Annotated in this window: 22 protein-coding genes and 1 tRNA gene; 13 read left to right on the forward strand and 10 right to left on the reverse strand. The window is 68.2% G+C overall.

All coding sequences use genetic code 11. The annotated features are described in order from the left end of the window. Positions 1 to 24 precede the first annotated feature (24 nt). Entirely contained in the window at positions 25 to 1,098 is a 1,074-nt protein-coding gene (gene hisC / locus NNI01S_RS07995) for a histidinol-phosphate transaminase (protein WP_063019070.1), read from the forward strand. Here hisC and NNI01S_RS08000 read toward each other — a convergent pair. Beyond that, positions 1,095 to 2,168, reverse strand: a complete 1,074-nt coding sequence (locus tag NNI01S_RS08000) for an alpha/beta hydrolase (RefSeq protein WP_063019423.1) — start codon at positions 2,166 to 2,168, stop codon at positions 1,095 to 1,097. The two genes, hisC and NNI01S_RS08000, sit on opposite strands and share 4 nt — an antisense overlap. A 71-nt stretch (positions 2,169 to 2,239) precedes the next feature. Next, positions 2,240 to 3,271, reverse strand: a complete 1,032-nt coding sequence (gene nicT, locus NNI01S_RS08005; RefSeq protein WP_063019071.1) for a Nickel transporter NicT — start codon at positions 3,269 to 3,271, stop codon at positions 2,240 to 2,242. Positions 3,272 to 3,787: 516 nt separating this feature from the next. Between nicT and NNI01S_RS08010 the strand changes: the two genes are divergently transcribed. Next, entirely contained in the window at positions 3,788 to 4,861 is a 1,074-nt protein-coding gene (locus NNI01S_RS08010) for a nitric oxide synthase oxygenase (RefSeq protein WP_063019072.1), read from the forward strand. Between the two features lie 120 nt (positions 4,862 to 4,981). Here NNI01S_RS08010 and NNI01S_RS08015 read toward each other — a convergent pair. From NNI01S_RS08015 to NNI01S_RS08025, 3 genes are all read right to left on the reverse strand, one after another. Next, positions 4,982 to 5,066, reverse strand: a tRNA-Ser gene (locus tag NNI01S_RS08015). Between the two features lie 24 nt (positions 5,067 to 5,090). Beyond that, entirely contained in the window at positions 5,091 to 5,501 is a 411-nt protein-coding gene (locus NNI01S_RS08020) for a MarR family winged helix-turn-helix transcriptional regulator (protein WP_174554379.1), read from the reverse strand. A 131-nt stretch (positions 5,502 to 5,632) separates the two neighbouring features. Beyond that, the gene (locus tag NNI01S_RS08025) at positions 5,633 to 6,811 is read right to left on the reverse strand and encodes a lactate 2-monooxygenase (protein ID WP_218019169.1); all 1,179 of its coding nucleotides are present in this window, start codon (positions 6,809 to 6,811) and stop codon (positions 5,633 to 5,635) included. A gap of 160 nt (positions 6,812 to 6,971) precedes the next feature. Between NNI01S_RS08025 and NNI01S_RS08030 the strand changes: the two genes are divergently transcribed. Next, positions 6,972 to 7,976 carry an NAD(P)H-quinone oxidoreductase gene (locus NNI01S_RS08030; RefSeq protein WP_063019425.1) on the forward strand — a complete coding sequence of 335 codons (1,005 nt, stop codon included), beginning with the start codon at positions 6,972 to 6,974 and terminating at the stop codon, positions 7,974 to 7,976. 7 nt (positions 7,977 to 7,983) lie between these two features. Here the strand turns inward: NNI01S_RS08030 and NNI01S_RS08035 are convergent, their stop codons facing one another. After that, complete coding sequence (locus NNI01S_RS08035; protein WP_063019075.1) at positions 7,984 to 9,186, reverse strand: cysteine desulfurase-like protein; 1,203 nt, start codon at positions 9,184 to 9,186, stop codon at positions 7,984 to 7,986. 252 nt (positions 9,187 to 9,438) lie between these two features. Here NNI01S_RS08035 and NNI01S_RS08040 point away from each other — a divergent pair, with 252 nt between their 5' ends. The 7 genes from NNI01S_RS08040 (at position 9,439) to NNI01S_RS08070 (ending at position 16,091) form a co-directional block, all read left to right on the forward strand. Then, positions 9,439 to 10,041, forward strand: coding sequence for a bacterial proteasome activator family protein (locus NNI01S_RS08040; protein ID WP_063019076.1), 603 nt, complete (start codon positions 9,439 to 9,441; stop codon positions 10,039 to 10,041). A gap of 213 nt (positions 10,042 to 10,254) precedes the next feature. Continuing rightward, the gene (gene wzm / locus NNI01S_RS08045; protein ID WP_063019078.1) at positions 10,255 to 11,136 is read left to right on the forward strand and encodes a galactan export ABC transporter permease subunit Wzm/RfbD; all 882 of its coding nucleotides are present in this window, start codon (positions 10,255 to 10,257) and stop codon (positions 11,134 to 11,136) included. A 10-nt stretch (positions 11,137 to 11,146) separates the two neighbouring features. Further along, the gene (gene wzt / locus NNI01S_RS08050) at positions 11,147 to 11,983 is read left to right on the forward strand and encodes a galactan export ABC transporter ATP-binding subunit Wzt/RfbE (RefSeq protein WP_063019080.1); all 837 of its coding nucleotides are present in this window, start codon (positions 11,147 to 11,149) and stop codon (positions 11,981 to 11,983) included. A 73-nt stretch (positions 11,984 to 12,056) separates the two neighbouring features. After that, positions 12,057 to 12,992, forward strand: a complete 936-nt coding sequence (gene glfT1, locus NNI01S_RS08055) for a galactofuranosyltransferase GlfT1 (protein WP_063019086.1) — start codon at positions 12,057 to 12,059, stop codon at positions 12,990 to 12,992. Positions 12,993 to 13,256: 264 nt separating this feature from the next. Beyond that, complete coding sequence (rsgA, locus tag NNI01S_RS08060; protein WP_063019088.1) at positions 13,257 to 14,303, forward strand: ribosome small subunit-dependent GTPase A; 1,047 nt, start codon at positions 13,257 to 13,259, stop codon at positions 14,301 to 14,303. A gap of 57 nt (positions 14,304 to 14,360) precedes the next feature. Beyond that, complete coding sequence (locus tag NNI01S_RS35910; RefSeq protein ID WP_245676023.1) at positions 14,361 to 15,077, forward strand: PAT1 family protein; 717 nt, start codon at positions 14,361 to 14,363, stop codon at positions 15,075 to 15,077. Positions 15,078 to 15,221: 144 nt separating this feature from the next. Then, positions 15,222 to 16,091, forward strand: a complete 870-nt coding sequence (locus NNI01S_RS08070; RefSeq protein WP_063019090.1) for an SDR family oxidoreductase — start codon at positions 15,222 to 15,224, stop codon at positions 16,089 to 16,091. Between the two features lie 96 nt (positions 16,092 to 16,187). On the opposite strand, the gene NNI01S_RS08075 is transcribed toward NNI01S_RS08070, so the two are convergent. After that, positions 16,188 to 18,101, reverse strand: a complete 1,914-nt coding sequence (locus NNI01S_RS08075; protein ID WP_063019092.1) for a glycosyltransferase — start codon at positions 18,099 to 18,101, stop codon at positions 16,188 to 16,190. A gap of 134 nt (positions 18,102 to 18,235) precedes the next feature. After that, positions 18,236 to 18,772 carry a GtrA family protein gene (locus NNI01S_RS08080; protein ID WP_157114647.1) on the reverse strand — a complete coding sequence of 179 codons (537 nt, stop codon included), beginning with the start codon at positions 18,770 to 18,772 and terminating at the stop codon, positions 18,236 to 18,238. Between the two features lie 147 nt (positions 18,773 to 18,919). Here NNI01S_RS08080 and NNI01S_RS08085 point away from each other — a divergent pair, with 147 nt between their 5' ends. Further along, on the forward strand, positions 18,920 to 19,894 hold the full coding sequence (locus NNI01S_RS08085) for a glycosyltransferase (RefSeq protein ID WP_063019096.1): 975 nt from the start codon (positions 18,920 to 18,922) through the stop codon (positions 19,892 to 19,894). Further along, complete coding sequence (locus tag NNI01S_RS08090; protein WP_063019097.1) at positions 19,891 to 21,480, forward strand: DUF2142 domain-containing protein; 1,590 nt, start codon at positions 19,891 to 19,893, stop codon at positions 21,478 to 21,480. Before NNI01S_RS08085 ends, NNI01S_RS08090 begins: the two co-directional genes overlap by 4 nt. A 56-nt stretch (positions 21,481 to 21,536) precedes the next feature. Here NNI01S_RS08090 and rfbB read toward each other — a convergent pair whose 3' ends face one another. After that, the gene (rfbB, locus tag NNI01S_RS08095; protein ID WP_063019099.1) at positions 21,537 to 22,553 is read right to left on the reverse strand and encodes a dTDP-glucose 4,6-dehydratase; all 1,017 of its coding nucleotides are present in this window, start codon (positions 22,551 to 22,553) and stop codon (positions 21,537 to 21,539) included. Positions 22,554 to 22,859: 306 nt separating this feature from the next. Between rfbB and NNI01S_RS08100 the strand changes: the two genes are divergently transcribed. Further along, positions 22,860 to 23,567 (forward strand): DUF8020 domain-containing protein, encoded by a 708-nt coding sequence (locus NNI01S_RS08100; RefSeq protein ID WP_063019101.1) that lies wholly within the window; start codon positions 22,860 to 22,862, stop codon positions 23,565 to 23,567. Between the two features lie 270 nt (positions 23,568 to 23,837). Here the strand turns inward: NNI01S_RS08100 and NNI01S_RS08105 are convergent, their stop codons facing one another. After that, positions 23,838 to 24,827, reverse strand: coding sequence for an alpha/beta hydrolase (locus NNI01S_RS08105; RefSeq protein WP_063019102.1), 990 nt, complete (start codon positions 24,825 to 24,827; stop codon positions 23,838 to 23,840). Between the last annotated feature and the right edge of the window lie 205 nt (positions 24,828 to 25,032).

The following is a 25,032-nucleotide window of genomic DNA, read 5'->3' on the forward strand; positions in this document are numbered from 1 at the left end:
GACCGTCCGGATTAGGGTTGGAGTGTGACAGCGCAGATCCGGCCGGACCTCGAATCGATCCCGGCGTACACCCCCGGCCGCAGCAATCCCGGCGCGGTCAAGCTGGCCAGCAACGAGACGACCGTCGGGCCGCTGCCCGCCGCCGCCAAGGCCATCGCCGAGGCGGCCGAGCTGGCCAACCGGTATCCGGACAATCAGGTCACCGAGCTGCGGACAGCGCTGGCCGAGTTCCTCGGGGTCGGCTACGAGAATGTCGCGGTCGGCTGCGGCAGCGTGGCGCTGTGCCAGGAACTGGTGCAGATCACCTGCTCGTCCCCGTCCGACGAGGTGCTGTTCGCGTGGCGCTCGTTCGAGGCGTACCCGATCGTCACCAAGGTGGGCAACGCCACCGCCGTGCAGGTCCCGCTCACGCCGGGCCAGGTGCACGATCTGGACGCGCTGGCCGCCGCCGTCACGGAGCGGACCAAGTTGGTCTTCGTCTGCAACCCGAACAACCCGACGGGGACCGCCGTCGGCAAGGCCGAGCTGGTCCGGTTCCTGGACGCGGTGCCGTCGCACGTGCTGGTGGTGCTGGACGAGGCGTACTACGAGTACGTGCGGCTGGCCGACCACCCCGACGGCGTCGAGATCGGCCGCACCAGGCCCAATGTGGTTGTGCTGCGCACCTTCTCCAAGGCATACGGTCTGGCGGGCCTCCGGGTCGGTTACGCGGTGGGCGCCCCGGCCGTGATCACGGCGCTGCTGAAGGTGCACATCCCGTTCAGCGTGAACCGGCTCGCGCAGGCGGCGGCGATCGCGTCGCTGGAGTCACGCCACGAATTGCTGGATCGCACCGACCTTCTGGTCACCGAGCGCGAGCGGGTGCGCGACGCGCTGGTGGCGATGGGGTATCCGGTGCCGCCGAGCGAGGCGAATTTCGTCTGGCTGCCGCTGGGGGCGCGCAGCGCCGAGTTCGGCGAGGCCAGCGCGGCGGCCGGGGTGCTGGTGCGGCCGTACGGAACCGACGGCGTGCGCGTCACCATCGGTGACCCGCACGAGAACGACCTGTTCCTGAGCTTCGCCGGTGAGCCGGAAGTGCTGGCCCGGTTCCTGGCCTAGCGGACCCCGATCGCGGGCGCGATCGTCGGCCAGGAGAGGGCGAGCTCGTCCTCCCAGTAGGGCCAGGAGTGCGTGCCGGTGGCCCGGAAGTGGGCGGTGATCGGGATGCCGAGCGACCGCAGCCGATCGGTGAGCCGCCGGGTGCAGGCGTTGGTGGCGGCCTCCAGCGGCCCGCCGAACGTGATGGCGCTGGGCAGGTCGACGTTCGGCGTGCCGGGCACATCGTGCACGCCGGGCAGGCCGCTGCCGACCGACAGATAGATCGTCTTGCCGCGCAACGCGTCCGCGTGCAGGGTGACGTCGTGCGCCAGCCAGGCCGGGTCGTCCTGCTTGCCGAACATGTTGTCCGGCTCCCCCATGTAGGTGGCCACCACAGCGCGCGCCTGCGCCTGGCCGATGTCGGTGCCCATCGAGAAGCAGCCGCTGTGCGCCGCGATCGCCTTGTAGAGCGTCGGCTGCCGGAAGGCGAGCATCATCGCTGCCTCCGCGCCCATCGAGACGCCCATGACCGCGTTGGTGCCGTTGCCGTCGAACTTCGCGTCGATCAGCGGGGGCAGTTCCTTGGCGAGGAACGTCTCCCACTTGTTGGTCCCGAGCACCGGGTCGGGCTGCTGCCAGTCGGTGTAGAAGCTGGCCGGACCGCCCACGGTGAGCACGACGTTGACGTCCTTGTCCGCGTAGAAGCGGTCGGCGTGCCCGAGTTCGGTCCAGTTGTTGCTGTCGGGGCTCGCGCTGCGGCCGTCGAGCATGTACACGGTGGGCCGCGGACGTGACTGGTCGCGCGGCAGCAGCACCTGCACCTCGACCACCCGGCTCATCGCGGGCGAGGCGACGTACACACGCAGCCATCGATCGTTGATCGGTTCGATGCGCTCGATCCGCGGGGTCGAAGGTTGCTTGCTGGTCGGCTCGGCCGGGCCCGGGCCGTCGGCGGACCCGGTGTTCACCGGCGGAGGATTACCGGGCGCCGCCGTGACCTGCGGGGCACCGAAAGACACCGCACCGGAGACGAGTGCGGCACTGATCAAGGCGCTGGAGAGCCAACGCCGCACCCCGCGGCGACACAGCATGCGAACCATCCTGCCAGAGACGCCGAGGGCGGATCGAAGCCTGTTGTCGTGTCCAGGAACACGCACGGCGCTCACCGGGCGGCCAGACCGTCCTGCCAGCGCCGCTCCACACCGGCGAGACGCCACACCGCGATGGCGACCGCCCAGGTGAGCACGAACAATCCGACGATGATGAAACCGAGATCGCCCAGGTCGAGATTCCCGACCCAGGCGACGACGCCCGATTCGACCTCGAGCCTCTCGGCGAAGATCGAGACGATCTCCTGCCCACCGATCAGCAGCGCCACCGCCACCGACAGACCCGTGATCACCAGGTTGTAGTAGATCTTCCGCACCGGCCTGGCGAAGGCCCAGTCGTAGGCGAAGCTCATGAAAGAGCCGTCCAGCGAGTCGAACAGCGCCATGCCCGCCGAGAAAAGCACGGGCAGTACCAGGATGGAATACCAGGGCAGCCCGGTGGCCGCCGCGCCGCCCGCGATCACCAGCAGTCCGACCTCGGTGACGGTGTCGAAGCCGAGGCCGAACAGCACGCCCACCGGGTACATGTGCCCGGGCCTGCGAACGAGGCCGATCACCGGCCGCAGCACCCGGTTGAGCAGGCCCCGGCTGTCCAGCTGCCTTTCCAACTGCGCCTCGTCGTACTCGCCGCGGCGCATCTGCCGGAACACCCGCCAGATCCCTGTCAGCGACGCCAGATTGAGCAGGCCGATCAGGATCAGGAAGGTCCCCGAGACACCGGTGCCCCATAGGCCCGTCCAGCGTTGCAGGGCCGAATCCTCGTCTTCCAGGCTGGACGCCAGTGCTCGTATGCCGAACGCGAGCAAGGCCACCAGCACGAACACCACGGTGGAGTGGCCGAGCGCGAACCAGAAGCCGACCGTATGGACCCTTCCCTTGCCGCTCTCCGCCACCAGTTTTCGCGTGGTGTTGTCGATCGCGGCGATATGGTCGGCGTCGAACGCGTGGCGCATGCCGAGCGTGTAGGCCGTCACCCCGAGTCCGACGCCGAACACCGAACCCTCGATCACATAGTGATTCGGTGCCACGAACAGCAGAAGCGTCCCCCAGCCGAGGACGTGCAGCGCGACGACGGTGACGGCCATACCGATGACACTGCGCACGAGTGAACCCCTCAGCCCCCGAAAAGCAGACCCGGTCAACGATACTCGACACCGCTGATTCCGGTTCGCGTCTCCGGCTGATCCAGCAAATCCAGCAAATCATGGCACACCATCAGCACACCGGTCGTACGCTGAGCGCCTGGCCATTTCCCGGTATCGAACCAGGACGGACATGATCGGGTATTCGCACCGCTGGCGTCGAGGCCACCGCGCTGCGCTTCGGTGCGCGACGCGGACCGGACGCCCGGTTCGCGGCCGCGACATCCCCTCTGTCGTCCGGGCGAGGCGTGGGCGAAAGCTATTTCGTGGCATCTGCCTGGCGCGCCTTCGCGGGCCCCCGCCACGCCGGCGGTACCGGCGCGAATTCTCTGCTCGATTCTTCTGTTCCACCGCAGGATCCATGCCCGACCGGAGAAAACCGTGAATCCAGTGTCACCCGCCTGCTCGCTCGCGAACGTATCGGACCCAACGACCTGTCTTCCCGATCTGGAACGCCGGATGCGGGAGTGCGACGAGTTCTTCCGGCTGCCGGAACTGGCGCACCTGAACGCTCAGCGCAGACGCAGCGCGCTGGAGCAGCTCGAACAGACCGGGACCTATCTCCAGACCGCCGAGGAGATCCTGATCGGCGCCAAGCTCGCGTGGCGTAATCACGCCCGCTGCGTGGGCCGGAAACATTGGCGCTCGCTCAAATTGCTCGACGCCCGCCGGGTGCGTACGGCGCGCGATCTGGCCGAGGTCTGCTGGCAGCACCTGCACATGGCCACCAACGGCGGCGCCATCCAGTCGATGATCACCGTCGGGCCGCCGCGGCAGCCGGACGGGCGCGAATTCCGCATCGTCAGCCCACAGATCATCCGCTACGCGGGTTATCGCAACGGGGACGGCACGGTCACCGGCGACGCCGCCAACGTCGAACTCACCGAATTCGCCATGACGCTCGGGTGGCGCGGCGCCGGTACGCCTTTCGACATCCTTCCGCTGCTGATCAGCACACCGGACGAGCCGATACGCTGGTTCAACATCCCGCCCGAGCTCACGCGCGAGGTGGAACTGGAGCACCCGGAGTTCGAGTGGTTCGCCGGTCTCGGCCTGCGCTGGCACGCGCTGCCCGCCGTGTCCGACATGAATCTCGAGGTCGGCGGCATGACCTATCCGTTCGCTCCGTTCAACGGCTGGTATCTGGGCGCGGAGATCGGGGCGCGCAATCTCAGCGACGCCAACCGCTACAACATGCTCCCGCTCATCGCGGAGATGATGTGCCTGGACACCAGGGCCGAACGCAATCTCTGGCGCGATCAGGCGCTGGTCGAGCTCAACCGGGCGGTGCTCTACAGCTTCCGCAAGTCGGGCGTGTACATAGTCGACCACCACACCGTCGCCAAGCAGTTCTGCGATCACGTTCAGCGCGAGGAAGCCGCGGGCCGCGCGTGCCCCACCGACTGGTCCTGGATCAACCCGCCGATCTCCTCGGGACTGACCCCGACCTTCCACCGCTACTACGATCCGCCCGACATGGATATCCGTCCGAACTTCGTCCGCAGAGACGTCGCTGCGGGCCCGACGTTGTAACCAGCGCGACAGCGCCACGAACGGTGTCGCCGGGCGGGGTACGGGGGTTGGACTCCCACAAGACATTGCGGAACGAGCAGGGCTCGCTCTCCATGAGCGTGCATCGCCCAGCGAGTGTTGCGGAGACGGAGGGATTTGAACCCCCGGTCGCTCTCGCGACGCTCGCTTTCAAGGCGAGTGCATTCGGCCGCTCTGCCACGTCTCCAGGGACCCGATCGTAGCGGACGGATCAGCCGGAGTGCTTGCCGATTTCCTCGTCGACGCGTTCGAAGACGTCGCCGATCACCTCGAGCTGGGCCGGGGCGAGCAGGTCGATGAAGTGGCGGCGGACGGCTTCCACGTGGCCGGGCGCGGCGGCTTGCAGGCGGCGCAAGCCCTCGTCGGTGAGTTCGGCCAGCACACCTCGGCCGTCCTCCAGGCAGGTATTGCGGCGGACCATCTGCTGCGCCTCCAGCCGCCGGATCTGATGGGTCAGCTTGCTGCGCGAAGACAGCACACCGTCGGCCAGCTCGCTCATTCGCAGCGAGCGGTCGGGCGCCTCGGAGAGCAGGACCAGGATCCGGTATTCGGCGACGGTCAGGTCGCTGTCCCGCTGCAATTGACGATTCAGCGCCGTCATCAGGCGCTGGTGGCCGTCCATGTAAGCGCGCCATGCGCGCTGCTGGGCCGGGGTCAGCCAGCGTGGCTCGGCCAGGACGCGACCGCTCGGTTCGGGATGCACGGTGGCCATTCTATGCGCGACGAACTGCGGAAACGGGCAACTCTCGCAGGTCAGCGCACCGTGGACAGCAGTGCGCGGTTCACCTCTGCCGGGCTGGTGCATCCGGAGAGGCCGAGCGCGGAGTCGAAATCGGCCAGCAGCATCCGCAGCGCGTGCCGGACGCCCGCGGCCCCGGCCAAGCCGAGACCATAGGCCCACGGCCGCCCGTACAACACCGCCTTCGCGCCCAGCGCCAGCGCGACGAGCACGTCCGAACCGGTGCGCAGCCCGGAGTCGAACAGCACGTCGGCGCGGTCGCCGACGGTGGCGACCACCGCCGGGAGCGCGTCCAGCGCCGCGATCGAGCCGTCCACCTGGCGGCCGCCGTGATTGCTCACCACGACCGCGTCCGCGCCGGCGTCCACCACCTGGCGCGCGTCGTCGGGGTGCAGGATGCCCTTCACCGCGATCGGAAGGTCGGTCCACTCGCGCAGCCGGGCGAGATCGGCGGGCCGCAAGGTGTGGTTGCCGAACAACCCCACCCAGGTGAGGATCGCCGTCCGCATCGCCTCCTCGCTATCCTCCGGCGCGGCGGGCAGCTTGGCCCGGAACACCGGGTCGGACAGATAGTTGGCGATGCCCTTGCCGTGCAGGAAGGGCAGGTGCGCCTGCGTCAGGTCGCGTGGCCGCCAGCCGAGGGTGGGGGTGTCCACGGTGACCACGATCGCCGAGGCCCCGGCCCGTTCGGCCCGCCGGACGAAGGAGCAGGCCAGTTCGTCGTCGGCGGGCCAATACAGCTGGTACCACCAGGCACCGGCCGCCGTGCCGACGTCTTCGATGGTCGAGGAGGCCGCGGTGGACAGCACGGTGCCGATGCCGAGTTCCGCGGTCACTTCGGCCGCGATCACCTCGCCGCCCTCGTGCAGCAGTTCGAGGACGCCGATCGGCGCGGTGAGCACGGGCGCGGCCAGCTTCGTGCCGAGCACCTCGACCGACAGATCGCGTGCGCCGGGGCCGGTGGAGCCGCGCAGCATCCGCGGCAGGATGCGGTAACGGTCGAAGGCGGACCGGTTGGCCGCGGCGGTGCGCTCGGCGGACGCGCTGCCCGCGACGTACGCGAAAGCGGCCGGATCCAGCCTCTGCTGGGCGAGCGACTCCAAACCCGCGGCGGTCATGGGCAATTCGGGTGCCGCACCACCCAGACCACCCAGGTAGATCTCGTTCTGGAAATCGATGAAGCCGCCACTCACCACCGGAACGGTAGTCCGTGACGCCGATCACCGCAGGGCGCTTGCCGGATTGCGTGTGCGTAGAGTGTTTCCGCTCGGGCCCCGGCCCGGCACGCCGACACGGGGGGCCGACGCGGGGGGCCGCGCGCAGCCGCCGGTCCGCGCGGAGCACTATGGCACGGTGCGCGCGATAGATCTGGAAGGTTCCGGCGGTCCCGACGTCATGTCCCTTGCCGAGGTGCCGGATCCGAAGCCCGGACACGGCGAAGTGTTGATCGAGGTCGCCGCGGCGGGCGTCAACCGGGCCGATCTGTTGCAGCGTCAGGGCTACTACCCGCCCCCGCAGGGAGCCAGCCCGCTGCTCGGCCTCGAATGCTCCGGTGTGATCGCCGAGATCGGCGACGGAGTGCGCGAGTGGGCGGTCGGCGATCGCGTCTGCGCCTTGCTGTCCGGCGGCGGTTACGCCGAGCGGGTCGTGGTGCCCGCGACCCAGGTGCTTCCGGTCCCGGACGGCTTGGATCTGGGCGCGGCGGCGGGGCTGCCCGAAGTGGCGGCGACCGTGTGGTCGAACCTGGTGATGACCGCGCAGCTGCGGGCCAACCAGCTGGTGTTGATCCACGGGGGCGGCAGCGGGATCGGCACGCACGCCATCCAGGTCGCCAAGGCCCTCGGCGCGCGCGTCGCGGTGACCGCCGGATCGGCGGAGAAGCTGGCGCGCTGCGCGGAGCTCGGCGCGGATGTGCTGGTCAACTACAAGGAGGACGACTTCGTCGCCGTCGTGCGCGCCCAGCGATCGGGCGCGGGCAGCCCCGGCGCGGACGTCATCCTCGACAACATGGGCGCGGTCTACCTGGGCCGCAACGTCGAGGCGCTGGCCGAGCACGGCCGCCTCGTGGTGATCGGCATGCAGGGTGGCGTGACCGCCGACCTGAATCTGGGCGTCCTCTTGCGCAAGTGGGGCACCGTCCACGCCACCAATGTGCGCGCGCGGCCCGCGACCGGTGTCGGCAGCAAAGCGGAAATCATGGCGGAGGTGCACCGGCATCTGTGGCCGTTGATCGCCGACGGCACGGTGGCGCCCGTCATCGCGGCCGAATTGCCGATCGAGGAGGCCGCCGAAGCGCACCGTCTGCTGGACTCCGGCGAGGTTTTCGGCAAGGTGGTGCTGCGGGTGGCGGAACTGTGAACGTCGCTCACTCCAGCGCGAGCAGCGCTCTGCCGAGCTGATCGATCTCGAATTTCGTGGTGTAGGGCGCGAGGCCGATGGTCACCGCGCCGCCCTCGTCGTTGACGCCGAGCGCGTCCAGCAGCCTGCTGCCGCCGTGCACGCCGCTCACCGTACCGATCCGGTTGTCGGCGAGTTTCGCCGCGACCTTCTCCGCCTGCATGCCCGCGAGCGTGAAGCTGACCGTGGGGATGCGGGTGGAGGCGCGGCCGATAACGGTGAGACTCGGAATCGAGTCCAGCACGCTCATCAAGTGCTCGAACAGCTGGTCGTGATAGTCCTGCAGCGAGGTGATCGACATCTCCAGGCGCTCGCGCCTGGTGCCGTGCGCCCGCTCGTCCAGTCCGGCCAGGAAGTCGATCGAGGTGGTCAGGCCCGCCAGCAGGGCGTACTGGTGTCCGCCGACCTCGAGCCGTTCGGCGCCCTTCGCGTACGGGTTCAACGACATGGACGGGATCCGGTCCAGAAACGCCGGGTCGCGGAAGACCAGCGCGCCGATCTGCGGACCGCCCCATGCCGGGGCGCTCAGCGCGACGACGTCGGCGTTCAGTTCATCGATGTCGATCAGCGCGTAGGGCGCGGCGCCGAACGCGTCGGCCACCAGCAGGCCGCCCACCTCGTGCACCCGGTCCGCGGCGACCCGCACGGCGGGCGCCGAGCCGACGATCGGCGAGGCGGCGGTGAGCGCGACCAGTCGCGCTGTGGGCCCGATCAGCTCCTCGAACTGCCAGGACGGCATCTCGCAGGTCTCGATCTCCACCTCGGCCCAGCGCACGTGGGCGCCGTAGCGATTGGCGATGCGCAGCCAGGGCGCGACGTTCGCCTCGTCGTCCAGCCGGGAGAGCACGATGCCGGTGCCGAGGCCGAGCCGCGAACTCAGCGATTCGGCGAGCCAGGCCAGCAGGACCGCGCGGTCGGGGCCGAGGACGACGCCGGCCGGGTCACCGCCGACGAGGTCGGCCACGGCCTCGCGGGCCGCGTCCAGGATCGCCGCACTGCGCACGGCGGCGCCGTTGCGGCCGATATGCGAAAAGGAAGAGGTCCGAAAACCCGTGGAAACAGCGCGGGATACCGCGTCCGGAACCAGCATGCCCGCTTGCGGGTCGAGATGGATCCAGCCGTCGCCCAGGGACGGTATCAGGCCCCGAACCCTCGCGACGTCGTAAGTCATGCTGGCCACTCTAAGGGCAGCGGGCGAGCCTGTGTAACCGCGTTCCCCTCCACATCGTGGCGGGAGCACAGCGACCTGGGACTCAGCATGGCGACCGACTTTCGACAAATCCGAACCACACGACCTGAACAGAATAGAACGCCAGGCCCACACGGCGGCGCGGACCGCAGACGCGTGCCATACCGTCCCGCGACGCCCGGCCCCGGAGCACCGGCTTAGCGCGTTCGGGCCGGACACGACATGATAGGGACCATGACGCACTCGGACGAGGCACCGGACCACATCGTCGTTGTCGGACCCGACGGCAGGCCGTTGGCCATCCCTGCGGCCGCCGGATCGGAGGCGCCGTTCACCGCGCAGGTGGTGACCGACGATAACAAGGACGAGCCGGACGACCGGGACGACTCCGGCGAATCGCTCGCCGGCATGGTCGAGCAGCCCGCGAAGGTCATGCGGATCGGCACCATGATCAAGCAGCTGCTCGAGGAAGTGCGCGCGGCTCCGCTCGACGAGGCCAGCCGCAACCGCCTCAAGGAGATCCACACGTCGTCGGTGCGGGAGCTGGAGCAGGGGCTCGCCCCCGAGCTGCGCGAGGAGCTCGAGCGGCTCACCCTGCCGTTCACCGACGACGCCGTGCCGTCCGACGCGGAGCTGCGGATCGCGCAGGCGCAGCTGGTCGGCTGGCTGGAGGGCCTGTTCCACGGCATCCAGACCGCGCTGTTCGCCCAGCAGATGGCCGCGCGCGCCCAGCTCGAACAGATGCGTCAGGGCGCGCTGCCGCCCGGCATCCACGCCGCCGACCCGCGCGGCGGCCAGGCGAGTCACATCACCGGCGGTTCCGGCCAGTACCTGTGAGCGTGTGCCACGCGGTGGCGCGAAGCCGCAAGGGTAGTCTCGTGCACCGTGCCCGCCGCTGCCGCTCGCTCCGACTCGGTCTCCGACCCGAGTGCGGTGCGTCCTGAAGAGAGCTCAGTTGGTTCCGATGACCAAGCGCGTTCAGATGACAGCTCGCCGTCCGACTCGGCCGAGCACACGGCGCCGTCCGGCGACGACTCGCGGGAGCGTCCGGTGAGCGCGGCCACGCCGGAGGCGGAGACCCTGCACGCGGGGGCCACCGTCGCGAAGATCGTGCCCGACTCCCAGACGTTCCGGCGCGCGTTCCAGGACTTCGCGGGCGGGTTCGCGCAGCGTGAACTGTGGCTGTCGCTGGGCTGGCAGGACATCAAGCAGCGCTACCGCCGCTCGGTGCTCGGCCCGTTCTGGATCACCATCGCCACCGGCCTGCAGGCCGTGGCGATGGGCGTGCTGTACGCGGCGCTGCTCGGCCAGCCGCTGCGCGAGTACCTGCCCTACGTGACGGTCGGGCTGGTCATCTGGAACGTGATCAGCGCGAGCATCCTGGAGGGTTCGGAGGTCTTCATCGCCAACGAGGGCCTGATCAAGCAGCTTCCCTCGGCGCTGAGCGTGCACGTCTACCGGCTGGTGTGGCGGCAGTTACTGTTCTTCGCCCACAACATGGTGATCTACCTGGTGATGCTCGCCGCGTTCGGCGTGTGGCGCCATCTCGGGGTGGCCAGCCTGATGGCGATTCCGGCGATCGCGCTGATCTTCCTGAATTCGATGTGGGTGTCGATCGTGTTCGGCATCTTCAGCACGCGCTACCGCGATATCGCGCCGATTCTCGGCAGCACCACACTGATGCTGTTCGTGCTGACGCCGGTCATGTGGACGACCAAGACGCTGGAATCGCAGGTGGGCAACGGCGATCGCGCGAAACTGGCCGAACTGGTGCCAACCTTCCACTATCTCGAAATCGTCCGGGCGCCGTTGCTCGGCGAACCGCAGGAACTGCGGCACTGGCTGGTCGTCGGCACGATCACCCTGGTGGGTTGGATCGCCGCGATCCTGGCCATGAAGCAGTACCGTTCGCGCGTACCGTACTGGGTATAGGAGCGCCCCGATGAGTCGTGTGAGTATCGAGACCCAGGAAGCCTGGGTCGAATTCCCGATCTTCGACGCCAAATCGCGGTCGCTGAAGAAGGCGTTCCTCGGCAAGGCGGGCGGCGCGATCGGACGCAATCAGTCCGACGTCGTCGTGGTCGAGGCCCTGCGGGACATCAACCTGTCGCTGAAGGAGGGCGACCGAGTCGGCCTGGTCGGGCACAACGGCGCGGGCAAATCGACGCTGCTGCGCCTGCTTTCGGGCATCTACGAACCCTCGCGCGGCAGTGCGCGCATCCGCGGGCGGGTGGCTCCGGTGTTCGATCTCGGCGTCGGCATGGATCCGGAGATCTCCGGCTACGAGAACATCATCATTCGCGGCCTGTTCCTCGGACAGACGCGTAAGCAGATGCTGTCGAAGATCGACGAGATCGCGGATTTCACCGAACTCGGCGAATACCTGTCCATGCCGTTGCGCACGTATTCCACCGGTATGCGCGTGCGCCTGGCGATGGGCGTGGTCACCTCGATCGATCCCGAGATCCTGCTGCTCGACGAGGGCATCGGCGCCGTCGACGCGGAATTCATGAAGAAGGCCCGGCTGCGATTGCAGTCCTTGGTCGCGCGTTCCGGCATCCTGGTTTTCGCCAGCCACTCCAACGAATTCCTCGCGCAGCTGTGCGATACCGCGCTGTGGATCGACCACGGCCAGATCCGGTTGCGCGGCGGCATCGAAGAAGTGGTGCGGGCCTACGAGGGGCCGGAGGCGGGGAATCACGTCGCGACCGTGCTGCGCGAAATGGAAGCCGAACGGGCCGGAACGGACCAGCGAGAATTGGAGCGGAATCAAGCATGAGCGGTCAGGCCCGGAGGCGGCGGCGAAGCGTGACCACGGACGGTCCCGCTCGTGCAGGAAAGGTTGCCGCGGCATGAGTGAGCCGGCCCCGGCCGAATCCGCCGGAACGGGCTCCGGTGCGCAGCAGCGGATCGTGGCCGTCGTCGTCACGCACAAGCGCCGCGAACTGCTCGCGGAGTCGCTGAAGGTCGTCACGTCCCAGTCCCGCCCGGTGGATCACCTCATCGTGGTCGACAACGGCAACGAGGCCGAGGTCGCCGATCTGGTGCGCGACCAGCCGGTGGAGGCCACCTACCTGGGTTCGGCGCACAACCTCGGCGGCGCGGGCGGATTCGCGCTCGGCATGCTGCACGCGTTGAGCATCGGCGCGGATTGGGTGTGGCTCGCCGACGACGACGGCAGGCCCGAGGGTCCCGACGTACTGTCCACGCTGCTGGACTGCGCGAACCGGCACGGCTTGGTCGAGGTCTCGCCCGTGGTCTGCGACATCGATGAACCCGACCGCCTCGCCTTCCCGCTGCGCCGCGGCGTGGTCTGGCGCCGGCTGCGCTCGGAACTCGGCGACGACGATTTCCTGCCCGGCATCGCCTCGCTGTTCAACGGCGCGCTGATCTCCGCGCGCGCGGTCGACGTGATCGGGGTGCCGGACCTGCGCCTGTTCGTGCGCGGCGACGAAGTCGAGGTGCATCGCAGGCTGGTGCGCTCCGGGCTGCCGTTCGGCACCTGCCTGCAGACGGCGTATCTGCATCCCAACGGCGCGGCCGAGTTCAAGCCGATCCTCGGCGGCCGGATGCACACGCAGTACCCGGACGATCCGGTGAAGCGCTACTTCACCTACCGCAACCGGGGCTACCTGATGTCCCAGCCGGGCATGCGGAAACTGCTTCCCCAGGAATGGGTCCGCTTCTCCTGGTTCTTCCTGGTCACCCGGCGCGACCCCGCCGGCCTGCGGGAGTGGTTCCACCTACGCTCCCTCGGCCGCCACGAGCAGTTCGGCAAACCCGACTGAATCCGGATCGCCCGCGCGTCGGGTCGAGGATGTGCGAGGCCCTTCGGCGATCGAATCGGAAATTCGATTGCGCGAAGCGTGATCGAGTGCGAAAGTGAGCGGAGCTGCGAGAGAGGTAAGGAGGTGTGGTCCGTGACGAGGAACGTTGGGATTGTCGTGCCCTGGCGAGCTGACCTCCGTCGTGCCGCCACACGAAACTCCACCTCATTCTCCGCTCGCTGAGCCCTTCTCGGGTTCGGCGCCCGACGAAGGATTCCTTCCATCATGGTCGACTACGACCTTCTCGTCCCTTACGGCTGGACCGAAGCCGTATCCACCGGCTACGCCGCGCTGATCGACGAAGACTGCGTGCCCGCGCGCGTGATTCGCATGGATCGCAGTGAATGCGACGCGGTCACGCCGAACGGGCTCGCCCGCGTCCGCTGCCCGCGTCCCGATGCCGAGGTCAGCGGGTTGTGCACCGGCGACTGGGTGACGGTCGACGCCACCTCGGCAGTGCGTCGGCTGCTTCCGCGCCGATCCGCGATCGTGCGCTCATCGGTATCCGGCCGGTCGCAGGGCCAGGTGCTCGCCGCCAATGTCGACACCGTGCTGATCTGCACCGCCGCCGACGGTGATGTGGACCTCGGGCGCATCGAGCGCATGCTCGCGCTGGCCTGGGAGAGCAACGCCCAGCCGATCGTGCTGCTCACCAAAACCGATGCGGCCGACGACGTTCCGCTCGACGAGGTGCGCGCCGTCGCGCCGGGCGCTGCCGTGCTCGAGGTGAGCGCGAACACCGGCCTGGGGCTGGATGTGCTCACGGCGATGCTCGACGGCACCGTCGCACTGCTCGGACCCTCCGGTGCTGGGAAGTCGACTCTCGCCAACGCGCTGCTCGGCGCGGAGGTCTTCGCCACCAACTCCGTCCGCGACACGGACAAGAAGGGCAGGCACACCACGGTGCACCGGGAATTGCGCCCGCTGCCCGGTGGCGGCACTTTGATCGATACGCCCGGGCTGCGCGGCGTCGGATTGTGGGATGCGGGCGAAGGCATCGAGAAGACCTTCAGCGACATCGAATCCCTTGCCGCTCAGTGCCGTTTCGGCGACTGCGCACACCGCGGCGAGCCGGGGTGCGCGGTGCGGGAGGCGATCGACAGCGGCGAGATCACCCAGCGCAGGCTCGACAGTTACAACAAGCTGGCCCGAGAGAACGAATGGATGCAGGCGCGCAGCGACAAGCGCTTGCAGGCCGAGCGCCAGCGGGCCTGGCGGGGCATCGTCAAACAGCAGCGCCGGATGTACCAGGAGCGCAACTCGGGACGGTGATCGAGCGAGGGGCACGGTAGGGTGCCCCTCGCATCGTTCGCTATCTGGGAGGGATAGATGAGTCAACCCGGCGGGTACCCGCCACCCGGTCAGCAGCCCGGCCCGTGGCCAGGGCAGCCGACGTTCGGTCAGCAGCCGCCAGTCGGCCAGTACCCGCCTCCGCAGGCGCCCGCGCAGTACGCGCCGCCGGCGGGGCAGCATCCGAGCCAACCGCATCTCGCCCAACCACAGGTGGGCCAGCCGCCGTACGGTCAGCCCGCGCCCCAATTCGGTCAGCCCGCACCGCAGTACGGTCAGCCGCAGCCGTATGGCCAGCCGCAGCCGCATGGTCAGCCGCAGCCGTATGGGCAACCGCAGCAGTTCGCTCAGCCCGGCTACGGCGGGCCTGCCGACCCGCCGGGCATCACCATCGATGCCTCGTACTCGCTGTGGACGTTCATGCTCGCGCTGACCAAGCCGAAGATCCTGGTGAACGGTCAGCGGGTGCCCAACACCCGCTGGGGCGCCAACCACATTCCGGTCGGGCCCGGCCAGTACCACGTCCGGGTCACCACCCCGTGGTTGTTCGACATGGGTCAGGCGAACGTCACCGTGCCGATCGCCGAGGGACAGGCCGCCCGGTTCTACTACAAGCCGCCGGTGGTGATCTTCCTCAACGGCGCGATCGGACCGGTTCCGCAGAAGGCGCCGGGCATGGTCTTCCTGTACATCGTCTGGGCTCTGGTCGCAGTGATGTTCCTGCTGAACATCCTGCTCGTCGCCGCCTCGGTCTGAGCAGGAGAGAGGGCACCGGCAGGCCGGTGCCCTCTCTCAGCAACGTATATGCAACTAGTTGCATAGCACGCGGGTTTACGCTTAGTCTGCAAGCGCGTACAGCCGCGGGCTCGATCCTGTGGCGGAAACGAAGGAGCAGGTCAGATGACGGAACCCGGATCCAAGCCGCTAGCGGGCCGAACGATGATCATGTCCGGCGGCAGCCGCGGCATCGGGCTGGAGATCGCGAAAAGGGCCGCAGCCGACGGCGCCAACATCACCCTGATCGCGAAGACCGATCAGCCGCATCCCAAACTGCCCGGCACCATCCACACCGCCGCCGCGGAACTCGAGCAGGCGGGCGGGCAGGTGCTGCCGTTCGTCGGCGACGTCCGCATCGACGAGTCGGTGGCCGAGGCGGTGCGCCAGACGGTCGAACGCTTCGGCGGTATCGACATCGTGGTGAACAACGCCTCCGCGATCGACCTGTCCCCCACCGACGCCCTGCCGATGAAGAAGTACGACTTGATGCAGGACATCAACTGCCGGGGCAGCTTCCTGCTGTCCAAGCTGAGCATCCCGCACCTGCGCGAATCGGCGAAGGCCGGGCGCAACCCACACATCCTCACCCTCTCCCCGCCGCTGAACCTCGACCCCAAGTGGGCGGGCATGGCGCTGGGCTACACCATCGCCAAGTACGGCATGTCGCTGACCACGCTGGGGCTGGCCGAGGAACTCGAGAGCGACGGCATCGGCGTCAATTCGCTGTGGCCGCGCACCACCATCGCCACGGCGGCGGTGAAGAACCTGCTCGGCGGCGAGGAGATGGTCTCCACCTCGCGCACCCCCGACATCTACGCCGACGCCGCCTACCTGGTGCTGACTTCGCCCGGCAAGGAGACCAGCGGCAACTTCTTCATCGACGACGACGTCCTCGCCGCCCACGGCATCACCGACCTGGACAAGTACCGCGTCACCCCGGGCGACGGCGAACTGACCACCGACCTCTTCCTGTCCGCCGCTCCGCGCCATTAGGCCGGACTCAGGCGCCGCGCCAGCAGCGTTCACGGCGACGATCGGGGGACGGGCTGGTCAGCCCGTCCCCCACGAATTACTCAGGTGTCGACGAGATCAGCTGTCGCGCTCGGAACCTTTGATCCCGTACAGCCGCTCCCAGTTCTCGCGGCTGGTCAGCTCCGGCATGGCGGCGCGATACTGCTCCTGCACAGCGGGCAGTTCCCGGCGCAGGCGACGCAGCACGCGCAGCATCCGGCGCAGCAGTTGCAGCGCGCGGGCCTTGTCCCGCCTGCGCACCCGGACGCCGGACTGCGAGGCATCCGTGACCACCACGTGGTCGAACAGCGAGACATGCCACCAGTAGGCGTCTTCCCTGGTGACGCCGATGATGCCGTGCTGCGTACGGCCGAGCCACTGAGTGATCGCGCGCTTGATCAGCACCAGTTTCGCGCGACTGGGTTCGCCACCGGCACGGCGCAGGGTGATGTCCGCGGAGCGGACCGGCGGCGTCGCGGCCGGATGCTTGATCGTCTCGGGGTAGTCGGCGCGACTGGTGCGCGCGGCGGCCAGTGCTTCGATACCGCCGTCCCGCAGCACCTTCGGGCCTTTCAGGAAGTCCTCGATGCCCTGCAGCGTGGTGTGCACCAGGCCGTACTGCATCGCGACCAACTGCTCGGACATCTCCCGGAACAGCTTGCCCGCGATCTCCTTACCGTTCAGCTCCGTGTGCAGCGAGCCGACGATCAGCGAGTTGCGGGTGCTGAAGTAGCGCGCCCAGTCGTCGTAGTCCTTCCAGTAGAAGTCCGCGTGCCAGACCGCGGCGTTGGGCAGCGTCACGGTGACGAACCCGTGCTCGCGTGCCCGGATGCCATATTCGACGTCGTCCCACTGGAAGAAGATCGGGATCGGCAAGCCGATCTTCGCGACCACCTCGGCCGGGATCAGGCAGGTCCACCAGGCGTTGTAGCCCGCGTCCACGCGGCGCTCCTGGTTCTTCTTCAGCATGCTGGTGTTGCGCAGCGCCTTCGACACCTTCTGGCCGTGCCGCAGCCGGTTCAGATGCACTTCCTCGGCGCCGACGTTGAGGTAGTCGGGGTTGAGCAGGAACAGCATCTGCGCGCCGACCAGGGTCGGCTCGACCGTCAGGTTGGCGAACGCGTTGAGCCGCAGCACCGTCTCCGGTTCGCACAGGATGTCGTCGTCCATCAGGATGACGTCGGCGTGCTCGTTGACCGCCGACACCTCGTAGAGCCCGCGGGTGAAGCCGCCCGCGCCGCCGAGGTTCGGCTGGCGCAGGTAGCGCAGCTTCTCACCGAAGACCGGCGCGACCTCCTGGTAGCGCGGCCGGTTCTCCACCAGATCGGTGCCCTGGTCGACGACATACACCGCGTCGATCGCGGCGAGCACGGTGGGATCGGAGGACAGCGCCGCGACCGTCTCGGCGCAGTCCTCGGCACGGTTGAAGGTGCAGATCGCGATGGCGACCGGACGGACGCGCTCCGGCGCGACGGCGGTCCAGCTCAGTTCCGCGATGCCCAGGGCGCCCCCGATGGCGTCGAACTCCAGCCACAGCGCGCCGCCGTCGACGTACTGGTCGAGCGGGGCGCTCAGCGTGACCGAACCGCTCGCGTCGACCCGCGCGGTGTCGATGATCCTGCGGTGACCCGCGATATCCGAAGCCACCAGCCGAATCTTCGCCTTGGCGACCACCTCGAGCACCATGGTGGCCCGCACTTCGGTGACCGTGGTCCAGCGCTGCCAGTAGCTGGCGGCGAACCGGCCGAAGTAGGTGTTGGTGTGCGCCGTCGCGCCCTTGTCCAAGCGCAAAGTCTGGCGTTCCCGGTGCGCGCCGCCCTTCACGACGGCGTACAGCTCGTCGCTCACCTTCGCCGACGGACCGGTGAAGATGCCGCGCTGGAGCACTAACCGGTCCGGCGCCCGATGGTCGGCGCGCAGCGCGGCAGGCGCCTCAGCGGCCGTCGAGCGATCGTTTGTTTCGGTAACGGCCTCGATAGCCGACTGATCCATGAAATCCTCGAAATTCTCATTGTGCCGGACGGGACAGACACGCCCCTCGATGCCTTCACGGCGGGGGTGAGGATATCAACCGCCCTGTGCGGTTGCCCGCCGTACAGCCACGCCGACGTGTGCTCGAACCATTGCTAAACGTTCGCCGATTCGTTGTCGGTAGCACTGTCCTTGTCCGCTCGCGCCCCGGTGAAGACCCATTTGTCGTATGCCCAGAACCGGAACACCACGGCCACGATCTGCCCGATCAACGTACCGGAGATGTTGTCCGAGAGGGGGCTGGACAGGTCGAGCACGTAGCGGGAGAAGCCCAGACAGCCCAGTTGCAGGCCGATCGCCACCACATTGAACACGGCGTACAGGAGGTACTCGCGACCGGGATTATCGGTCTGCTTGTGCGCGAAAGTCCACCATTTGTTGCCGAAATAGGTCACTACCGTCGCCACCGCGATCGCGATGATCTTGGCCGGTAGTGGGTAGTGATACAGCACGCCCTCGCCACCCAGGAAGACCAGGAGGTTGTACGTGCCCGCGTCCACCAGGAAGCCGATCGCGCCGACCACCAGGAAAGCCCCGCCTCTGCGCAGCGCGGTGAAGACCTTGCGAACGACCGTTCCGGTCTCCTGCGTCACTGGCTCGCCCGCGGATGCGGTGGACTCACTGGATGGCACGGCCCGACGGTACCGCAGGCGCGGAGAACCGTCCGCGACGGGAAATTCCGCTCCCGCGCACGGTGAGGTCGGCCACGCACAAGCTGTGCGTTCCCTGTACCCTCCCCGTGTTCCCACATTCACCACCGATCGCGAGGATTGACCCGGGTGGACTCCACCGAGCTCCGTATTGCCGCCGTGGTTCCGTGTCACAACGAAGAGGCTTCGGTCGCCAAGGTCGTGGCCGACCTGCAGGCCGCCGTGCCGGGAATCGTCGTCTACGTCTACGACAATCTGAGCACGGACAACACCGCCGAGCGCGCCCGCGAGGCCGGAGCGATCGTCCGGCACGAGCACACCAAGGGCAAGGGCAACGTGGTGCGCCGCGCCTTCGCCGACATCGAGGCCGACGTGTATCTGATGATCGACGGCGACGATACCTACGAGGCGTCGGCCGCGCCGCTGATGATCAAGACCCTGCTGGACGGCCCCTATGACCACGTGCTCGGCGTGCGTAAGCAGGACGAGGGCGGCTCGGCCTACCGGGCGGGACACGAGACCGGCAACAAGGTGCTCAACGGCGTGGTCGGGAAGGTGTTCGGCGAGAACGTCGAGGACATGCTCTCCGGTTTCAGGGTGTTCTCCCGCCGCTTCGTGAAGAGCTTCCCCGCGGTGTCGCGCGAGTTCGAGATCGAGACCGAGCTCACCGTGCATTCCCTGCACCTGCGGGTGCCGCAGACCGCCGTGCCGGTCGGCTTCCGCGATCGTCCGGCGGGCAGTGAGAGCAAACTGCGCACCTACCACGACGGGTTCAAGATCCTCGCCCTGATCGTCGGCCTGGCCCGGCACGAACGGCCGGTCGCGTTCTACGGCTTGTTCGGCACGCTGGCCTGGCTGGTCTCGATCATCCTGACCATTCCGATCGTCGTCGAGTTCTACAACACCCACGCGGTGCCGCGGTTCCCGACGCTGTTCCTCGGCTTCACGCTGCTGCTGCTCGGCAGCCTCGCCTGGACCGCGGGCCTGATTCTCGACGGCATCCGGCGCTCCCGTCACGAGGCCGCGCGCCTGGTCTACCTGCGGTACACCGCGGTGGGCGCGGACGACCGGCGCAGTGCGGGCAACGGCGGAGCCGGGCGTTGACGACTTCGGCTGATCAGACCGCGACGCCGGACAAGGATGTGGAAGAGCGCGCCGACACCACCCCCCTACCCGCGACCGACACCGCGCCGCTCCCCGCGGTGGAGGGCGAGGCGTCCGCCGGCACGGACCGGTCCGCGAAAGGCTTCGCGGGCCGACTGGTGACCCGGCTGGGCGGGGCGACCATCGCCTTCACCCTGCTGGCCACGATCTTCGGCGCGCTGTTCACCGTCCTCACCCCGCCGTTCTGGGGCCATGACGAGATCACCCAGTTCGGTCGCGCCTACCAGGTCGCACACGGGGGTTTCCTCCCGCAGAAAATCCACGACGATCGGGGCATCGCCTACGGCGGCGACGTCCCGTCCAGCATCACGAAGCTGATGGGCTACGCGCTGCAGGACTACACCACCAACCCGGACGAGCCGGACCCCATGGTGGCCGACCCGGCTCGCTACGACCAGCTGACGAGCGCCGCGGTTTCGGATGCCACCGAACCGGTCTGGTTCACCAACACCGCCGCGTACTCGCCGGTCCCCTACATCCCGGCCGCGATCGGCATCCGGCTCGGTGAACTCTTCGGGCTCGACGTGGGTGGCCTGCTGCTGCTCACCCGTCTCGCGGGGCTGGTGGCCTACCTGGCGGTGGTCGGGTTCGGCCTGTGGGCCTTGCGCGCGCACCGGGTGCAGTGGCTGGCGTTCACCGTCGCGGTGCTGCCGATCGCGGTGTTCCAGGCGGGCACGGTCACCGCCGACACCATGACCAATGCCCTGGCCATCCTCGTCTCCGCGCTGCTGGTGAAGGCCGTGTTCCTCGGCGCGCGCCTGGGCCGAGTGGAGATCGGCGCCCTGCTGACCGCGACGATCCTGCTGCCGGTGAGCAAGCCCACCTATGTGCTGCTCGCGCTCCTTGTGGCCCTGGTACCCCCGGAGCGGTTCGGGTTCAGCGGCTGGCGGCGCGGGATCCCGTGGGCCTTCGCCGCGGCCGGCGGGCTCGTCTTCGCGGTGTGGATGAAGATCGCCGCGCCGACCGGTGACGGGATGGGTCTCATGCGGCCGCCGCACCAGTGGCACTCGGTGCGTCCCGGCGATCAACTCAGCGGCATCCTGCGCGATCCGCCCGAGTTCGTGCACGTGTTCGGCGAGAGCATCGCACTGCGCGACCAGCGCTGGTTCAGCCAGTTCTTCGGCGAACTCGGCTTCGCCTACGTCGACGTGCCCGCCCTCTCGATGCTGGCCTGTCTGCTGGCGTTCGCGGTGAGCCTCGGCATCGCCGAACGGATGACCGTCCCGGCCTTCCGCCGCACCCTGATCATCGCGCTCACCATGGCCGCCGGCGTCGCGATGATCTACGTGACGCTCTACATGTCGTTCACGCCGGTCGGCTACTACATCATCGACGGCGTGCAGGGCCGCTACTTCGTGCCGTTGGCACTCGTGACATTCGCGGTGCTGCTGCGCTGGATGCCCCTGCGGCTCACCGATTCCACCGGGAAGACTCCGACGGTGGGCCCGCCCGTCACCGTGCTCGTGGCGGCGAGTGTGGCCTTGGTCGCGGCGGCGGCGAAGTACTACACCATCGTCTGGGGCTGACCCGCAGCGAATTCGTCACGGCGCCTCGGGGCTTTCCCCGGGGCGCCGTCGCCGTTTCATTCGCCCGCTGCGCTGAGCGTCCGCTCCCCGGCCGCGAGGTAGGCGCGCTCGGTGGCGTCTTTGTATGGGCGCCACCAGGATTCGTTGTCCCGGTACCACCGGATGGTGGCGGCCAGGCCGGCGCGGAAGTCCGCGTAGCGGGGCCGCCAGCCGAGTTCGGAACGCAGCAACGTCGCGTCGATCGCGTAACGCTGGTCGTGGCCGGGGCGGTCGGTCACGTGGTCGAAATCGTCGGGGTCGCGGCCGAACTCCGCGAGGATCATCCGCACCACGGACTTGTTGTCGAGTTCGCCGTCTGCGCCGATCAGGTACGTCTGTCCGATCCGGCCGCGGCGCAGGATCTCCCACACGGCGCGATTGTGATCGTCGACGTGAATCCAGTCGCGTACTTGATGCCCAGCCCCGTAGAGCCGGGGACGCACGCCATCGATCAGGTTGGTGATCTGGCGCGGGATGAATTTCTCCACGTGCTGGTAGGGGCCGTAATTGTTACTGCAGTTGGAGATGGTGGCGCGCACGCCGAACGAGCGGGTCCATGCCCGTACCAGCAGGTCGCTGGAGGCTTTGGTGGCCGAGTAGGGACTGGACGGGTTGTACGGGGTGGTCTCGGTGAACGCCGGGTCGTCCGGGGTCAGATCGCCGTAGACCTCGTCGGTCGACACGTGGTGGTAGCGCACGTCATGCCTGCGCACGGCCTGCAGCAGGGAATAGGTGCCGACGATATTGGTCTGCACGAACGGCCACGGCTCGGCGAGGGAGTTGTCGTTGTGCGACTCCGCGGCGAAGTGCACCACCGCGTCCACGCCGCTGACCAGTTCATCGACCAAGCGGAGATCGGCGATGTCGCCGTGCACGAAGTCGATGCGGTCGGCCACCGGGTCGAGCGAGGCCCGGTTCCCGGCGTAGGTCAGGGCGTCGAGGACGACGACGGTCGTATCCGGATGGTCGGACACGGTCTGCAGGACGAAGTTCGCGCCGATGAACCCGGCGCCGCCGGTGACGAGCAATCGCACCCCCTGACTGTACGTGGGGCCGTGGCGCACCGGCGACGGACTCGAAATCCGGTGCGGCCGAGGGCCACTCCAGGTTTTCGATCTGTGACCTTCATCTCATTGACTCCCCAGTGAAAGTAACTCTCAGCTTGGTTTGTTACAGAAAACCCCGGTCAGCGCCCACATTTCCGCGACCCCACCAAGTCGCAAGTCTCGACGGTGAACAAAATTTGAATAAACAGTCACAACGGGTTCACCACGCGTTAGCTGGTCTAGATTTTGCTCGTCTAGTCCCCTCCGAACGTTCCAATCGAGGTTCGAAACAAAATGCTGATGAGGAAATTCGCCGCGACGTCGGCACTGCTGATCGCCGCTCTCGGCGTCACCGCCGGCACCGTGAACGCGGCTCCGGCCACCGAGGCCGATGGCGCGGTGAACTTCACCGCCCACGCGACCGACACCCAGTCCATCATCACGACCGATGCCGGTTCCATGGTCGTCGAGGATGGCACGTTCAAGGTCAAGGCCGCCAACGGCGACGTGCTGACCGGCATGCCGCTGACCTTCCGGGTGGACGACTTCGAGTTCCCGATCGCTGCCGAGATCGCGGACCGCACCGCCACCCTGACCCCCCAGTTCGACATGGCCCACGCGACCTACAAGCCGGTCGCCCTTCCCTTCGAGGACAAGGCGCCGTGGAAGACCGAGTACGACCGTGAGACGGCCGCCTTCAACCGCATGAAGGACACCATCTCGACCGGCGCCACCATCGGCACCCTGGTCGGCGGCATCGGCGGCGGCGCCGTCGGCTGCGTGCTCGGCGGCATCGCCGGCGCCACCGTCGCCTCGGCGGCCATCGTCGGGCTGTTCGGCGCGTTCATCCCGGCCGCGGCCATCGGCTGCCTCGGCGGCATCATCGCCGTCGGCGCGCTGGGCACCCTCGCCGGCCAGCTGCTGATCACCGCCCCGGTCGCGATCGGTGCTGCGATCCAGTACTTCACCACCATCAACCAGCCGTTCAACGCCCCGAAGTAATCCGCCGGGAACGCACAATCGAACAACACAGAAGCCCCGCCCGCGCTGTCCACGCGGGCGGGGCTTCAGTTATTCCGGCAACAGACGGCAAGGTGAACAATTGCTGAACTAAACGGAAAAATAGAAGATCACAGCTTCGTGACCTGGCCTATCAAGGCCGGATAACTTCGATTCGGAAATAGTCTCGCGAGAGGCCGCCGATCCCCACACAGACGCGAGCCCCGTCCCGACCGGTGCGGGGCGGGGCTCGCCTTGTCGGGGCCCGACCGGTTACGCCGTCCGAGCCCGCTGGTCCCCTTCGATCCGGGCCCGCACGAACCGCGAGACCCGCGCCAGCGCCGCCCTGCTCTCCGGCAGGTTCGGCGCGATGCTCATGAATGCGTGGACCTGGCCGCGCCACAGCTCCAGCGCGTTCGGCACGCCCGCCGCCGTGAGCCGCTGCGCCATCAATTCGGAGTCGAAGCGCAGCACCTCGTCCTCGGCGGCGATCAGCAACACCGGCGGCAGCGCGGACAGCACCGCGTTGACCGGCGACAGCGCCGGATCGAGCACCCCGTCGATCTCCGCGCCGATACGCACCACCGCTTCCAGCGCCGACAGCGGGATATACGGATCCCGCGTGACGTTCACGTAGTCCCGCTTCGCCCCGTAGTCCAGGTCCAGCAGCGGGCTCAAGCCGACCAACCCGGCCGGCGCGGGCAACCCCGACTCCACGGCCAGCAGCGCGGTCGCGAAAGTGAGGTATCCGCCCGCCGAGTCACCGGCGAATATGATCCGCGCCGGATCCGCGCCGTGGCGCAGCAGCCAGCGGTAGGCGGCCAGGCAGTCCCGTACCGAGTCGGTGATCCGCGTGCCGGGCAGCTGGCGGTATTCGACGTTGATCACGGGCAGGCCGGTGCGACGGGCCAGGCTCGCCGCGATCGGACGGTGGCTGCGGGTGCTGCAGATCGCGAAGCCGCCGCCGTGCATATAGAGCACCGCGCCATGCCGCAGCGCCCGCGCCGCGCCGGCCGGGCGGATGATCTCCAGGCGGAGACCGTGCAGCGACACCTGCTCCCGATCGATGCCGTGCGGCCGCGGACGCAAACGCGCCAGCCCGTCCACGGTGGCGGCGCCGACCGGGATGGTCGTCCTGGTCACCGGAAAGGTTCGCAGCATCGGCCGCACCACGCCCATGCAGGTGGCCAGCAGCAGGCGCGACTGCGCGCTGGGGCCCTTCGGATTCATCACCACGCCGGGCTCACCGTCTCTGGTCGCCATCGCGCACCTACCTCACAACTGGCGCGCCGAATCACGACCGGACCGAGGTCGCCCAGGCGAGCTGTCGGCGCTGACATCTCACGCGGAGTCTTTTCAGAACACCACGCGCATCGTGACCTACGCAACAGAATCGCTCCAACACAGTCCCCGCGAAACAGCCGTGACCGAATCGAGGACTACTCGGAACCTCACCGAATCCCGGAGC

This window comes from Nocardia niwae NBRC 108934 = DSM 45340 (assembly GCF_001613465.1).
GTDB lineage: Bacteria > Actinomycetota > Actinomycetes > Mycobacteriales > Mycobacteriaceae > Nocardia > Nocardia niwae.